13 protein-coding genes are annotated in these 13705 nt (G+C 67.9%); 1 reads left to right on the top strand and 12 read right to left on the bottom strand.

The features are described 5' to 3' along the window. Positions 1-41: 41 nt before the first annotated feature. The 12 genes from M8009_RS00380 to M8009_RS00325 all read right to left on the bottom strand — a co-directional run bounded on the left by M8009_RS00380 (position 42) and on the right by M8009_RS00325 (position 11979). On the bottom strand, positions 42-1391 hold the full coding sequence (locus tag M8009_RS00380) for a Na+/H+ antiporter family protein (protein WP_250058789.1): 1350 nt from the start codon (positions 1389-1391) through the stop codon (positions 42-44). Positions 1392-1678: 287 nt separating this feature from the next. Continuing rightward, on the bottom strand, positions 1679-2698 hold the full coding sequence (locus M8009_RS00375; protein ID WP_250058788.1) for an Lnb N-terminal periplasmic domain-containing protein: 1020 nt from the start codon (positions 2696-2698) through the stop codon (positions 1679-1681). 81 nt (positions 2699-2779) lie between these two features. Then, positions 2780-3748 (bottom strand): branched-chain amino acid transaminase, encoded by a 969-nt coding sequence (locus tag M8009_RS00370; protein WP_250058787.1) that lies wholly within the window; start codon positions 3746-3748, stop codon positions 2780-2782. 46 nt (positions 3749-3794) lie between these two features. Then, positions 3795-4940 (bottom strand): class II histone deacetylase, encoded by a 1146-nt coding sequence (locus M8009_RS00365; protein ID WP_430886877.1) that lies wholly within the window; start codon positions 4938-4940, stop codon positions 3795-3797. After that, on the bottom strand, positions 4937-5878 hold the full coding sequence (gene lhpI, locus M8009_RS00360) for a bifunctional Delta(1)-pyrroline-2-carboxylate/Delta(1)-piperideine-2-carboxylate reductase (RefSeq protein WP_250058785.1): 942 nt from the start codon (positions 5876-5878) through the stop codon (positions 4937-4939). Before lhpI ends, M8009_RS00365 begins: the two co-directional genes overlap by 4 nt. A 1-nt stretch (position 5879) precedes the next feature. Beyond that, a complete protein-coding gene (locus M8009_RS00355) occupies positions 5880-6236 on the bottom strand; it encodes a RidA family protein (RefSeq protein ID WP_250058784.1) in 357 nt (118 codons plus the stop codon). A 26-nt stretch (positions 6237-6262) separates the two neighbouring features. Further along, a complete protein-coding gene (locus tag M8009_RS00350; protein WP_250058783.1) occupies positions 6263-7297 on the bottom strand; it encodes a histone deacetylase family protein in 1035 nt (344 codons plus the stop codon). Between the two features lie 12 nt (positions 7298-7309). After that, positions 7310-8587, bottom strand: coding sequence for a TRAP transporter large permease (locus tag M8009_RS00345; protein ID WP_250058782.1), 1278 nt, complete (start codon positions 8585-8587; stop codon positions 7310-7312). Beyond that, on the bottom strand, positions 8584-9129 hold the full coding sequence (locus tag M8009_RS00340) for a TRAP transporter small permease (RefSeq protein WP_250058781.1): 546 nt from the start codon (positions 9127-9129) through the stop codon (positions 8584-8586). The genes M8009_RS00345 and M8009_RS00340 overlap by 4 nt, the downstream gene beginning before the upstream one ends. A 72-nt stretch (positions 9130-9201) precedes the next feature. Further along, positions 9202-10275 carry a TRAP transporter substrate-binding protein DctP gene (gene dctP / locus M8009_RS00335; RefSeq protein ID WP_250058780.1) on the bottom strand — a complete coding sequence of 358 codons (1074 nt, stop codon included), beginning with the start codon at positions 10273-10275 and terminating at the stop codon, positions 9202-9204. Between the two features lie 83 nt (positions 10276-10358). Continuing rightward, positions 10359-11204, bottom strand: coding sequence for a helix-turn-helix domain-containing protein (locus M8009_RS00330; RefSeq protein ID WP_250058779.1), 846 nt, complete (start codon positions 11202-11204; stop codon positions 10359-10361). A gap of 88 nt (positions 11205-11292) precedes the next feature. Continuing rightward, entirely contained in the window at positions 11293-11979 is a 687-nt protein-coding gene (locus M8009_RS00325; protein WP_250058778.1) for a GntR family transcriptional regulator, read from the bottom strand. 164 nt (positions 11980-12143) lie between these two features. Between M8009_RS00325 and M8009_RS00320 the strand changes: the two genes are divergently transcribed. Further along, positions 12144-13694, top strand: a complete 1551-nt coding sequence (locus tag M8009_RS00320; RefSeq protein ID WP_250058777.1) for an ABC transporter substrate-binding protein — start codon at positions 12144-12146, stop codon at positions 13692-13694. Positions 13695-13705: the final 11 nt, after the last annotated feature.

The following is a 13705-nucleotide window of genomic DNA, read 5'->3' as shown; positions in this document are numbered from 1 at the left end:
GGCGGCCCGGAGGCCGCCGTCGGTGGTTGCTAGTCAGCTGCCTACAGGGTCATGGCGGCCAGCCAGCCGAAGGCGATCAGTGGGATGTTGTAGTGCAGGAAGGTCGGCACCACGCTGTCCCAGATATGGTCATGCTGGCGGTCGACGTTGAGCCCCGAGGTCGGCCCCAGGGTGGAGTCCGAGGCCGGCGAGCCGGCGTCGCCCAGCGCCGCGGCGGTTCCCACCAGCGCAACCGTGGCCAGCGGCGAGAACCCGAACTGCACCGCCAGGGGCACGAAGATCGCCGCGATGATCGGGATGGTGGAGAACGACGACCCGATGCCCAGCGTGATGAACAGCCCCACCAGCAGCATCAGCAATGCCGCCAGGCCGCGGTTGTCGCCGATCACCTCGACGCTGGAAGCCACCAGGGTCTCGATCTGCCCCGTGGCGGTCATCACCGCGGCGAAGCCTGAGGCGGAGATCATGATGAAGCCGATCAGCGCCATCATGCGCATGCCGCTGGTGAAGAGGTCGTCGGCCTCCCGCCACTTGAAGATGCCGCCCAGCGACAGCAGCGCGAAGCCCACCAGGCCACCCAGCACCATGGAGCCGGTATAGAGCTGGATGCCCAGCGCGGCGACGATGGCCACCAGCGACATCACCAGCCCCAGGGCATGCGGCTCATGCACCTCGGGATGGTGGTGCGGCACGTTGCTGGTGGCCACGTCCAGCGCTTCGTAATCGCGCGGCTTGCGATAGCTCGCGAAGAGCGCCACCACCAGGCCCACGGCCATGCCGGCCACCGGCACGCCCATGGCCAGGGGCACCATGCCACGGCTGATCTCCAGCCCCAGGGCTTCGCCGGCCTGGTTGATGTTGGCCAGCAGGATGTCATTGAGAAATATCGCCCCGAATCCCACCGGCAGCAGCATGTAGGGCGCGGTCAGGCCGAAGGTCAGGGCACAGGCCACGGCCCGGCGATCCAGGCGCAGCTGGTTCATCACCTTGAGCAGCGGCGGGATGAGGATCGGGATGAAGGCGATGTGCACCGGAATCAGGTTCTGGGAGGAGATCGACACCAACAGCACCGCACCGAGCAGCAGGTACTTCACGGTGGCCTGGCGACTCGCCGAGGCCTCCTGGCCGAGCAGCCGGATCAGCCGGTGCGCCAGCAGGTCCGGCAGCCCGGAGCGCGAGATCGCCACCGCGAAGGCCCCGAGGGTCGCATAGGCCAGCGCCACCTTGGCGCCGCCGCCCACGCCGTCATTGAAGGCCGCCAGGGTGGCCTCGATGGAGAGCCCGCCGACCAGCCCCCCGACCAGCGCACCGACCACCAGCGCAAAGACCACCGAGACCCGTGCCAGCGACAGGCCCACCATCACCAGCACCGCAATGATTACTGCATTCATGACAGTCTTCCCGAAAAAGGAGTTGGAGTGAGACGAAACGGCGCGGGATTCTACCAGAAGCAGGCCCTGCCTGCCGGCACGGCTCGCCTCCGGATGTCATGCCACCGTCATCCGGCCATCACGTCGCTGTCACGGGGATCGGCGATAACATCGGGGACGGGCAAGGGACACTGCCGGACATGTCGCCAGGGACGCGAGGGGGCTGGACGCCGCTCAGGGAGAACGGCATCGGGAGGATGCCCAGGGAGGAGCGAGATGCCGCCACGACGCACGCGTCGTGGCGTTTTTCATGGGCGACGCTCCGCAGGCTCCCAGCCGGGAACGCCCTCGCGTATGCGGCGGGAAAAGTCTTGGGCCTCATGGGCCTGCCGGGCACGCTCGGTGATATTCCCCCGCCGGCGCAGCTCGTGCAGGGAGTAGCCGGAAACCAGGCCGCCATGGTCATGGATGTAGCCCGGCAGCAGGCCGCTGAGCAGCAGGCGATGGTCCAGCGGCAGCCCTTCGATGATCCGGCGCATCATGGCGAACACCAGGGTGGTGCAGTTGGCGGTGATGGTGTGGTAAAAGCGCGGCTCGCGCTCCAGGTCGTTGGCAGCCGCCACCAGGGCCAGCAGCAGGTCACGACGGGCGTCGGGCGGGAGGGTGACATGGTAGAGGGTGACCCGCTCGCCACGCACGTTGCTGCGCAGGCGCACGGCGTCGCGCTCGTCGGCGGCGATGATCGCCAGCTCGTACTGCTTGAAGAAGCCGCCGATCTCCGAGAAGCGCTCGTGGCGCTCACGCCGCACCTCCACCGAGAAGGCCACGAAGTCGTCCTCGCCCGGCACCTCGCCGGAAAAGCCGAAGGAGACGAGCACATGGGCGATCCCCGGCCGGCCCCAGCTCGAGACGAACAGGTCGACAGAGTCCAGCCGACGCAGATCAAAGACCCGCCGCTCCCAGCCTCCGCGGGCATCGTTCGGGGTCTGCCAGTCGAAGTGGCGCATCCGGTGCAGGGTCAGCCGGTGTCCCTCGACGTCGCCCGTCGCCAGGTGGGCGACGTCCTCGGCCCACGCCAGGTCCTTCGCCGGCGTCAGGCGTCGCCACCAGGCCAGCAGCGCGGTCATCTGCACCACCATGGCGGCCAGCGGCCCCAGCCGCGCGCCCTGCCCGGCCAGCCACAGCCAGACGCCACCCGCCAGCAGCCAGAGCCCCACCACCAGCCACCGCCCGGGCCGCGGAAACGCCAGGCGATGGCCAAGGGCCAGCGCCCCCCAGAGGGTGGCGAGCAGCAGCGCCAGGCGCAGGATGCCATCCAGCAGGGCCATGTCATCGTCGTCCTTGCGAGCGTGATAGCGCGAGGCTACCACGACCGGCAGGGCCGGATGTCAACCTGGGTGGCCGGCGGCTCAGGCCTCGGTCAGCCAGCCGGCGAAGCCCTGCAGGTCATCGCCGAGATCGCCCCGGGTGACCCGGTGGTAGAGCCGCTGCAGCCGGGCGGTCAGCGACGCCTCGGCGATGGGTTTGTCCGGCGGCGGCGCCCCGGCCCGGGCGCCGATGTGCCGGCCATCGAGCTCGCGCAGCGGCAGCAGCTCGGCCGCGGTCCCGGTGACGAAGGCCTCGTCGGCGATATAGAGCTCGTCGCGGGTGATGCGCCGCTCGCGCACCTCGATCCCCAGCACCTCCCGGGCCAGGCGGATCACGCTGTCACGGGTGATGCCCTGCAGGCAGGAGGTCACCTCCGGGGTATGCAGCACGCCGTCGCGCAGCAGGAAGACGTTGGCCGCCGAGGCCTCGGCGACATAGCCTTCCGGGTCGAGCATGATCGTCTCGTCGAAGCCCGCCTTGACGGCGGTGTTGAGCGCCAGCATCGAGTTGACGTAGTGGCCGTTGGTCTTGGCCCGGCAAAGGCTGATGTTGACGTGGTGGCGCGCCCAGGAGGAGGTCAGCGCGCGCAGGCCGATCGCGGCCGCCTCGGGGGAGATGTAGTCACCCAGGTCCCAGGCGGGAATCATCAGGTGGGTGGTCAGCCCCTTCGCCCGCAGTCCCAGGCCCTCGGCACCGAGGTAGACCGTGGGTTTGAGATAGGCGTTGGTCAGGTCATTGCGTGCCAGGCACTGGCGCTGGGCCTGGATCAGCTCGTCGGCGACGAAGGATAACGGTATATCGAGGGCATGGGCGCTATCCAGCAGCCGGCGGGTATGCTCCGCCACCCGGAACAGGTGAGTGCCCCGCGGGCCCTCATAGGCGCGCACGCCCTCGAAGCAGCCCATGCCGTAGTGCAGGCTATGAGTCAGCATATGGGTGCGGGCATCGCGCCACGGCAGCCACTCGCCGTCATGCCATATCCAGCCGTCGCGGTCAAAGAGCGGTGTCATGGGCAGGCGTTCCTGTCGTGAAGAGGGTCGGTCATCGGAAACGGGGTCACAGCCGGCCGGCAGCGGACCAGGCCGCGCGCCAGCCGTCGATCAGCTCGCGCTGGTGGGGCTGCAGGGCCTGGTAGGGCCAGGCGGCGATCTCCTCGTCCTGGGGGTCGGGCACCGTGATGTCGCTGTCGGCAAGGGCCTGGACGACCGCGTGGCCGCACAGCGGGACATAGCCTTCCGAATAGCCGCCCTCGTGGACCATCACCAGCCGCCCTTGGCAGCGTCGCTCGGCCAGCTCGCGGAGCTGGCGGGTCATGCGCGCGAAGGCCGCGCTGTTGAGCAGCATCTTGCCCAGTGGGTCCTTGGCGCAGGCGTCATAGCCGCAGGCCACCACGATCAGCTCGGGCGCGAAGGCCTCGATCGCCGGCAGCACCAGCTCGGTCATGGCGTGGTCGTAGGCCCCGAGGCCGCAGCCAGGCGGCAGCGGCAGGTTGAGGCAGGCGCCCTCGCCTGCTCCTTCCCCCTGCTCCTCGAAGGTGCCGGTGTCCAGCGGGTAGTTGCCCGCCTGGTGGATCGAGACCGTGAACACCTCGGGGTCCGAGTAGAAGGCCGCCTGCTGGCCGTTGCCGTGGTGCACGTCCCAGTCGAGGATCGCCACGCGCCCTACCTGGCCCAAGGCACGCGCCCGCATCACGGCCACCGGGATGTTGCCCAGCAGGCAGAAGCCCCGGCCGCGATCGGCCTCGGCGTGGTGCCCGGGAGGGCGGCAGAGGGCGTAGGCACGCGCCAGCTCGCCGCTGGCCACGGCCTGAACCGCGGCGATGGCCAGCCCCGCCGACTGGCATGCGGCGGCCAGGCTGCCCGGCGTAAAGGGGGCGCAATCGCCGCCGTCACCGCCGCGGCCCCGGTCGCCGGCTTCCAGCGCCTCCAGGTAGCGGGGCGTATGGAAGCGCTCGAGATCCTCGCGGCGAGCCGGGGGCGGCTTGCGAACCGCCAGCGCGTCGATCAGCCCGGAGACCTCCAGCAGGTTCTTCAGCCGCCGCTTGCTCTCCGGGCTCTCCGAGGCCGGTTGCGGCTGCAGGAACTCGCCGGGGGCCGAGAAGACCCCGATGGCCCCCGGGTCATGCCAGAAGCAGCGCTCGTGCCAGAAGAAACCCACGGCCGGCGTTCCGCCGGCCGAGGCTGAGCTGCCAGCCGGCGTCATTGGTGGCCCTCCTGCCGTTCCCAGACCTCGATGGCCGCGGCCAGGTCCTCCAGCGAGGCCCCCACCGACTTGAACAGCGTGATGGCGTCACCCGAGGAACGCCCCGGGCGCTCGCCGCGCAGCAGCTCGGCGAGTTCGCCGCGAATGGCGTCGAAGGCGAAGCCTCCCTCGTCGATGGCCTGCAGGATGTCGCCCGCCTCGCCCCGGGCCCCGGCATAGGTGTCGACGAACACCTCGCTGCGGGCCAGGCACTCGGCATCGGTCTCGCGCATGGTCGGCCGGAAGGCCCCGATCAGGTCGAGATGGGTGCCGGGGGCGAGCCAGTCGCCACGGATCAGCGGCTCGGTAGAGAGCGTCACACAGCTGACGATATCCGCCTCGCGGGTCGCCGCCTCGAGGTCGGAGACCGCGGCGCTATCGAAGCGGTCGGCATAGTCGGCCGCCAATTGCTCGGCCTTGGCGGGGTTGCGCCCCCAGACCCGCACCCGAGTGATGGGCCGCACGGCGGCATGCGCCTCGATCACCATGGGGGCCAGCTTGCCGGTACCCACCACCAGCAGGGTCGAGGCATCGTCCCGGGCCAGTTCCCGGGCCGCCAGGGCCGAGGCCGCCGCGGTGCGCCGCCGGGTCAGCTCGCTGCCGTCGATGCAGGCCAGCGGGCGCCCGTGGGCACCCTCGCTGAGCAGGTAGACGCCGGCGATGGCCGGCAGCCCGTGGTCGGCGTTCTGCGGGAAGACGTTGACCATCTTCACGCCGATGTAGCCGGCCCGCTCCCAGGCCGGCATCAGCAGCATGGTGGCCTCGCCATCGGGGCGATGCATGGCGTGGTGGTGTCGAGGCGGCGACTCCACGCCCTCGCGGAAGGTGGTGGCCAGCCGCTCGACCAGCGCCGGCCAGGCCAGCGAGGCCGACACCTCCTCGGCAGTGATGATGCGCATCTCAGGCCTCCGGCAGTGCCGCGGTGACCATGATCTCCACCTTCCACTCGGGCTTGGCGAGCTTGGCCTCGACGGCGGCGCGCACCGGCGGGCGACCCGGTACCACCCAGCCATCCCAGGCGGCATTCATCTGGTCGAACTCGGCCATGCTGGTGACCCAGATCTGGGCGGCAACCAGGTGCTGCTTGGATGTGCCGGCCTTGGCCAGCAGGTCATCGATGCGCGCCAGCACCTGCTCGGTCTGGCCGCGCATGTCGGCGGAGGGGTCGGACGGCACCTGGCCGGCCAGGTAGGCGGTGCCGTTGTGCACGGTGATCTGGCTCATGCGGGCATTGCTGTCGTGATGGGTGACGGTCATGGCAAGGTCTCTCGTCGGGATGGCAGTCAGGCTGCGGTATAGCCGCCCAGCAAGGCGGCCAGGTTATCGCCCAGGTGCTCGGTGGGATAGCCCCCCTCCTGCACCAGCACCGTGGGCAGCTCGATGGCGGCCAGGCGCCGCCCGATCTCGGTGAAGTCGTCGGTCTCCAGGGCCAGGCCGGCCAGCGGGTCGTCCTTGTGGGCATCGAGCCCCAGGGCCACCACCAGCGCCTGCGGACGGAAGGCGTCCAGGCACTCGATCAGGCGGTCCAGGGTGGCCAGGAAGGTCGCGCCGTCGCTGCCCAGGGGCAACGGCAGGTTGACGTTGGCGCCCTGGCCATCCCCTTCGCCGTGCTCGTCGGCCCCGCCCCAGAAGAAGGGATAGAAATCGGCGGGGTCGGCATGCAGCGAACCGGTCCAGACATCGCCGCGCTGATAGAAGATGTCCTGGGTGCCGTTGCCGTGGTGGAGGTCCACGTCGAGGATCGCCACCCGCTCGTGGCGCTCGCGCAGCACCGTGGCAGCCAGCGCCGAGTTGTTGAGGAAGCAGAATCCGCCGGCCCGCTCGGGGCCGGCATGGTGGCCCGGCGGTCGGCACAGGGCATAGGCCGAAGGCTCGCCGCTCAGCACCGCATCGGCGGCGGCCTCGGCGCTGGCGGCGCTGGCCAGGATGCCGGCGAAGCTATCGGCGGTCATCGGACAGGCCATGTCGTGCATGTGCCAGCCCACCAGCCCCACCGGGTGCCGGGGATAGTGGTGCCCACCCCCGCAGGGGTGGACATTGGGCGCCACGATCTCCGCGGCATCCGGCAGCGCCCGCCAGCGGGCATGAATGGTCTCCAGGAAGTCGAGATAGCGCGGGGCATGGATCCTGCCCAGACGGTCTCTCAGCCGCGCACTGTCGACCTCGGTGGGCGCGGTCATGGAGAGGCCCAGGGACGCCAGCCCCGCGGTCAGCAGCTCGGCCCGCACCGGCCCTTCCGGGGAGTCCACCGGCCGGCCACGCAGCAGGAAGGTCGGCGGCGCATGACGTTCCTGGTCGGGATGATAGAAGAGCTTCATGAGGGAGGTTCCTTAGCCCAGCAGCGAGGGGATCCAGGTGGAGAGCGACGGGAAGATGACCAGCAGCAGGATCACCACGATGAAGGCGACATAGAATGGCAGCGAGGCGATGATCGCCCGTTCGAAGGGCACATTGGCGATCCTCGCCGCCGTCATCAACGTCATCCCCACCGGCGGAGTGACGTTGGAGATGTTGAGCACCACGATCATCAGGATGGCGAAGTGCAGCGGGTCCACCCCCAGTTGGATCATCGCCGGCACCAGCACCGGGGCCACCACCACCAGCGCCGGCAGCACGTCCATGACCGTGCCGATCAGGATCAGCAGGGCGCAGACCAGCAGCAGCTGAAGGAAGGTCGAGTCACTGAAGGTGGTAATAAGGCCCGCCGCCTCCCGGGCGATGCCGGAGCGGGTGACGAACCAGCCGAGCACCGCCGAGGTCGCCAGCAGGAAGAACACCACCCCCGAGAAGCGCACCGTTACCACCAGCGCGTGCCAGATCTTGCGCCAGGTGAGGGTGCGGTAGAAGACGACCCCGATGGCGATGGCATAGACGGCGGCAAACCCCGAGGCCTCGGTGATGGTGGTCATCCCCGAGAGGATACCGCCGAGGATGATCAGCGGCACGATCATCGCCGGCAGCGCCACCAGGAAGGCCACGGCCGCCGCCTTGAGCGGCGTGGGCGCCTGCTTGGGGTAGCCCCGCCTCCAGGCCAGGAAGAAGCTCACCGCGAGCAGCGCCACGGCCATCAGCAGGCCGGGGATGATCCCCCCGGCGAAGAGGTCGATCACCGAGATGTCGCGCAGCAGGGTCGCATAGACCACCATCACCACGCTGGGCGGGATGATCGGCCCGATGATCGACGAGCAGGCGGTGATCGCCGCGGCATACTCGGCGTCATAGCCCTGCCGCTTCATCTCCGGGATCATGATCTTGCCGATCGCCACGGTGTCGGTGATCGCCGCCCCGGTCAGGCCGGCGAAGAATACCGACACCGAGACGTTGACGTGGGACAGCGCCCCGCGCACCCGCCCGAACAGGGCGTTGTTGAAGGCGATCAGCTTCTGGGTCAGGCCGCCCTGGTTCATCAGCTCGGCGGTGAAGATGAAGTAGGGCACGGCGATCAGCAGGAACCCCGAGACACCGGAGAACATGCGGTCGGCGATGATGCCGAGCATGCGCTCGCCGCCCATGGCGAAGCCGCCGGCCAGCCCCGACATGGCCATCACCACGGCCACCGGGGCCCCGATCAGAAGAAGCACGACGAAGACGATGATCGCGGGGGTCATGAGCGCTCCTCCCCATCAGTGACATCAATGAGTTCCTCGATCACGGTCTCGTCATCGATGAAGTGTTCGAGCAGGTCGAAGCCCTGCACCAGGTGCAGCAGGATGATGACCCCGCTGATCGGCACCACGATGGCGGTGAACTTGCCGGAGATCTGGATCTGGTCGGAGACCATGTAGACCTGGGAGGCCCCCTGGAAGAAGACCCAGCCGTACCAGACCAGCATCAGGGCAAACAGCGCGATGACGCCGAGACAGAGCCCGGCCGCAACCTTGAGCAGCACGCGCGGCAGGCTGCGCACCAGCAGCGTCATGGCCACATGCTCGCCATAGCGCAGCGAGATGGTCATGGCGAGAAAGCCGATCCAGGGCAGGAAGAGCCGCGCCAGCGAGTAGGTCCAGCTCAGGGTGCTGCCGGTGGCCAGCTTGTAGAGGAAGGCCGTGAAGGAAATGCCCAGCATGATCAGCACGCAGGCCACACACGTCACGATCGCCACCTGGTTGACCACGTCACTCAGGCGGCGCAGGGGCTGAAGTCGATCCATCGGGTCACCTCACAGGCAGCGTCGACCGGCCGGCGGGACCGGCGGGTCGACGGGGCGGATCAGGGTTGCGGATCAGCGGCCATAGACGGCCACGTCGGATTCGCTCACCTCCTCACCGACACGGGCCACCTCTTCGAGGAAGGCATCGACCTTCTCCTCGTCGATACCGAAGTCATTGACGATCCAATCCTTCCACGCCGGGGTGGCGATCTCCGCCATGCGCGCCCGCTCCTCGGGAGGCATGATGTAGCACTCCTCGAAGCGCTCGCAGGACTCCTCCCAACTGGCCGTTGCCAGCGCACCGGACATGCCATGGCCGATGGCAACAGCCTCACGGGCGGAGGTGACAATGGCCTCCTGCTGGGCCTCGGTCAGGCTCTGGAACCAATCCTCGCTGACCAGCCAGGCCGCACTGTTGTAGACGTGACCGGTGAGCGTGGTGTAGTCCGTCACCTCGTCGAAATTATAGGTGACATTGAGCACCGGGGCGTTGAACTGCCCATCGGCGAGGCCCGTCTCCAGGGCGGTGATCACCTCGCCCCAGGGCAGCGGCGTCGCCGAAGCGCCAAGCGACTTCATGATGGCGACGTGTCCCGGGTTTTCCTCGGTGCGGATATTGAGCCCCTCGAGGTCCTCCACGGTCTTGATCGGGCGCTTGTTGTTGGTGAAAGCCACGAAGCCGCCGCCATCATCGAAGGTACCGAGATAGCGCATGTTGGCTTCCTCGATGGTCCCCGACATGAAGTCGGCGAACCACTCGCTGTCGAAGAAGGTCCAGGCCTGGCGCCAGTTGTCGAAGATGAAAGGCGCGGTCATCAGCTGGTAGTCGTCATAGAAGGACGACATGGCCCCGGTGGTGATGATCGTGGACTGCAGGGTACGGCCACCCTGGACCTCGGAGGCGGTCTCCACCTCGGACCCCAGCTGACTGTTGCCGAAGATCGACACGGTGATCTCGCCATCGGTCCGGGTCTCGACCAGGTTCTTGAAGTGCACCAGCGCCGGGTAGACCTCGTTGTTGCTCATGTTCTCCGGGAGGATGGTGGAGATGGCCATTTCCATGGATTGGGCCTGCACTTGGGTGCTGGCGATGGCCAGGGGGAGCGCAGCCAGTGCCAGGGCGCCGGGGAGAGTCTTCGCTTTCATGGTCAACCTCGCGTCGTCTTGTCATTGTAGTGGCCCTGTCTCGCCCTCCCTGCAGGGACACAACGAGACAGCTGACCTTCAGACTAGGTCGACTCTGGCCCGCCTGCTTGCCCGGAACTGCGATGCTCTTGCCCGGGACTCGGGAAAGCCCGGTCCTCACGGCGCGCCCGGGAGGGCGAGACGGCGAAGCGTCGGCGGTAGGCGCGGGAGAAGCTGCCCTGGTCGCGAAAGCCCACCAGGGTGGCGATATGGCCGAGGCTCAGGCCGCTGTGCGTGACCAGGGTACGGGCATGATCCAGGCGCCGACGCTGGACATAGGCGAGTGGCGTCATGCCGGTCAGCTCCCGGAAACAGGCATGGAAATGCCCCGCGCTCAAGGCACAGAGCGCGGCCAGCTGCTCGACACGGATCTCGTCGGCGAGATGACGGTCGATCCAGGCGTCCAGGCGCGCCAGGTCGAGGCGCTCGCTGAAGCCCCGGACGGCGGGCGCGCCGACATCCGCCGGCAGTGGCTCGGCCTCGAGGTGCAGATAGAGGGCCCGCAGCAGCAGTGCGGCGATCTCGCTGTGCAGTGCCGGACAATATTCCAGCTGCTGCATCAGGCTGGCCGCCAGGCGGTTGAGGCGCGGCGGCACCGCGAAGAAGCGCGGCCGCTCGAACAGTCGCCCGATGGCTTCGCCATCGCGAAGGGCCGGAAGGCTCTTGGCAGGAATATCGAGCACGAAGGTGCGGTTGCGGCCATCGCCCCGATAGTCGTGGTGGCGGCCACAGGGAATCAGGCAGCCCCGGCTGCCGGTGATACGATCCCCCCGTCCCTCGATGGCAAGCTCGGTGGCGCCGCAGGTGGCAAGGATGAGCTGGTGGTGGTCATGGGCATGGGCCACGTGCGCCTGGCCCAGGGTGGCGGCACGGAGATCGAGGAAGGTCATCGGTAACATCGCCTTACAGTCGCCATCGACAGCGTCAACATGGCGTGGCGCAGGGGGGAAAGCAAGTCGGGAAGCCACGGCCGGTCGCTCACTCGCGAGCCCCGTCGATGCCCCGGACCACGTAATCCCGTGCCACGCCGATGTGGTAATCGATGGCCTCGCGACAGCGTGGCCCCTCGCCGCTGGCCAGCGCGTCGAGCAGCAGGTGGTGGCTCTCGGCGATGGACTCCGGCGCCTCGTGGGTCTTGGTGATCAAGGTAATGCACAGCCGTAGCTCGTGGGCCAGATCATCGAAGGTCCTGAGCAGGCGACGGTTTCCCGCCGAGGCGATCAGCAGGCGATGGAAGGCCAGGTCCTCCTCGATCCGCCGGCTCTCGTCACCGCTGCCCGACGCCTCACACAGGATCTCGACCTGGCGACGCAGGGCGGCCAGGGTCTCGGGCAGGCAGGCCCCGGCGAGCCGCTCCATGGCATGGCGTTCCAGGCAGAGTCGCAGGTCGAAGATGTCAGCGAGCTCACCGGCATCCAGGGCCCGCACGAAGAAGCCCCGCCGTGGCTGGGAGACCAGCAGGCCGCGGCTCTCCAACAGACGCGCTGCCTCGCGAACCGGCGCGCGACTCACCCCCAGGTCACGGGCCAGTTGCACCTCCGACAACCGTTCGCCGGGGGCGAAGCGCTGTTCGATGATGGCCTGGGTCAGGTAGTCGGCCACCTGTTCCACCAGGTTTCGCTGCTGGATGAACGCGGAAGGTGTGGCGACGGATGATGCCGGCATGCGGTTGGGACTCGTGTCGGGATGGCTTTCCTATCCAGTATGGCCAAGGGGCATCGTTTGTCGACCGTCGATTGACGACTGTCGACAGCTTGATTGGCGCCTGCTAGCTTCATTCAGGTGACTGCCCACTTGCCAACAACAATCGCCACAACAGGGACAGCATCATGAAGACACCACTGGCCATCGCCATTGCCGCCGCCTTCACCGCCTCTTCGGCCTTCGCCGAGGAACCCAAGGCCGGCGGAACCATCGACACCATCATCCAGCCCGAACCGCCCGGCCTGGTGCTGGGCATGATCCAGAACGCCCCGACCCGCACGGTCGCCGGCAACATCTATGAAGGCCTGCTGCGCTATACCACTGACCTGGAGCCCCAGCCCCAGCTCGCAGAGTCCTGGGAGGTCAGCGACGACGGTCGCACCTGGACCTTCCACCTGCGCGAGGACGTCACCTGGCACGACGGCGAGCCCTTCACTGCCGAAGACGTGGTGTTTTCCGCCGATGTCTTCCACCGCGAGCTCAATCCCAGCGCCCGTGCGGTGCTGCAGCATGTGGAAGCCATCGAAGCCACCGACGACCACACCGTGGTCTTCACTCTCGAGAAGCCCTTCGGCCCCTTCCTGATCTCCTTCGAGGCCGGGACCTTCACCATGGTGCCCAAGCACATCTACGAGGGCACCGAGTTCCGCGACAACGAGGCCAACAACCACCCCATCGGCACCGGCCCCTTCAAGTTCGACAACTGGGACCGCGGCACCGTCATCCAGCTGGTGAAGAACGAGGACTACTACGAGGAGGACCTGCCCTACCTCGACGGCATCAACTGGCACATCATCCCCGATGGCGCCTCTCGTGCGGTCGCCTACGAGAATGGCACTGTCGACGTGCTGCCCTACGGCACCGTCGAGAACTTCGACATCCCGCGCCTCACCGAACTGGACAACACCTGCGTGACCGAGCAGGGCCACGAGTACTTCAGCCCCTTCGCCATGCTGTGGATGAACAACCGCGAGGGGCCCACGGCCGACAAGCGCTTCCGGCAGGCGGTGATGTACGCCATGGACCGCGAGTTTGCCCGCGACGTGCTGTGGAATGGCCTGGGCCAGGTTCCCCTGGGGGCCTTCGGCTCCAACGCCCGGTTCCAGAACGATGACCTGGAACCCTACGACCACGACCCCGACCGCGCCCGCGAGCTGCTCGACGAGATGGGTTACGACGGCGAGGAAGTCCGCCTGCTGCCGCTGCCCTATGGCGAGACCTGGACACGCTGGGCCGAGGCCGTGCAGCAGAACCTCAAGGAGGTGGGCATCAACGTGCGCACCGAGGCCACCGACGTGGGCGGCTGGAACCAGCGCCTCGGCGACTGGGACTATGACCTCGCCTTCACCTACCTCTATCAATATGGCGACCCGGCGCTGGGCATCTCGCGCACCTACCTCTCCAGCAACATCGAGAAGGGATCGCCCTGGAACAACGTCGAGGGCTACGAGAACGAGCGGGTCGACGAACTGTTCGACCAGGCCGCGACGGCCTTTCCGGATGAGGAGCGCGAGGCGCTCTACCACGAGGTCCAGGAGATCCTCCAGGAGGACGTGCCGGTGGGCTGGCTGCTGGAGCTCGGCTTCCCGACCATCTATCGCTGCGACGTCAAGAACCTGGTGACCTCGGGCGTGGGCGTCAATGACGGCTTCAAGGACGCCTGGCTCGACAGGTAAACCACGCGGGG

The organism is Halomonas gemina (assembly GCF_023554995.1).
GTDB lineage: Bacteria > Pseudomonadota > Gammaproteobacteria > Pseudomonadales > Halomonadaceae > Halomonas > Halomonas gemina.
Note: the sequence above shows the minus strand (reverse complement) of the source record. Positions and strands in the feature narration are given on the sequence as shown.

Excerpts from the sequence above, each read along its gene's own strand:
- M8009_RS00330 (WP_250058779.1), bottom strand. The coding sequence starts at position 11,204 with ATGACCTTCCTCGATCTCCGTGCCGCCACCCTGGGCCAGGCGCACGTG.
- M8009_RS00325 (WP_250058778.1), bottom strand. The coding sequence starts at position 11,979 with ATGCCGGCATCATCCGTCGCCACACCTTCCGCGTTCATCCAGCAGCGA.
- M8009_RS00365 (WP_430886877.1), bottom strand. The coding sequence starts at position 4,940 with ATGACGCCGGCTGGCAGCTCAGCCTCGGCCGGCGGAACGCCGGCCGTG.
- M8009_RS00320 (WP_250058777.1), top strand. The coding sequence starts at position 12,144 with ATGAAGACACCACTGGCCATCGCCATTGCCGCCGCCTTCACCGCCTCT.
- dctP (WP_250058780.1), bottom strand. The coding sequence starts at position 10,275 with ATGAAAGCGAAGACTCTCCCCGGCGCCCTGGCACTGGCTGCGCTCCCC.
- M8009_RS00355 (WP_250058784.1), bottom strand. The coding sequence starts at position 6,236 with ATGACCGTCACCCATCACGACAGCAATGCCCGCATGAGCCAGATCACC.
- M8009_RS00345 (WP_250058782.1), bottom strand. The coding sequence starts at position 8,587 with ATGACCCCCGCGATCATCGTCTTCGTCGTGCTTCTTCTGATCGGGGCC.
- M8009_RS00380 (WP_250058789.1), bottom strand. The coding sequence starts at position 1,391 with ATGAATGCAGTAATCATTGCGGTGCTGGTGATGGTGGGCCTGTCGCTG.
- M8009_RS00350 (WP_250058783.1), bottom strand. The coding sequence starts at position 7,297 with ATGAAGCTCTTCTATCATCCCGACCAGGAACGTCATGCGCCGCCGACC.
- lhpI (WP_250058785.1), bottom strand. The coding sequence starts at position 5,878 with ATGCGCATCATCACTGCCGAGGAGGTGTCGGCCTCGCTGGCCTGGCCG.
- M8009_RS00375 (WP_250058788.1), bottom strand. The coding sequence starts at position 2,698 with ATGGCCCTGCTGGATGGCATCCTGCGCCTGGCGCTGCTGCTCGCCACC.
- M8009_RS00370 (WP_250058787.1), bottom strand. The coding sequence starts at position 3,748 with ATGACACCGCTCTTTGACCGCGACGGCTGGATATGGCATGACGGCGAG.
- M8009_RS00340 (WP_250058781.1), bottom strand. The coding sequence starts at position 9,129 with ATGGATCGACTTCAGCCCCTGCGCCGCCTGAGTGACGTGGTCAACCAG.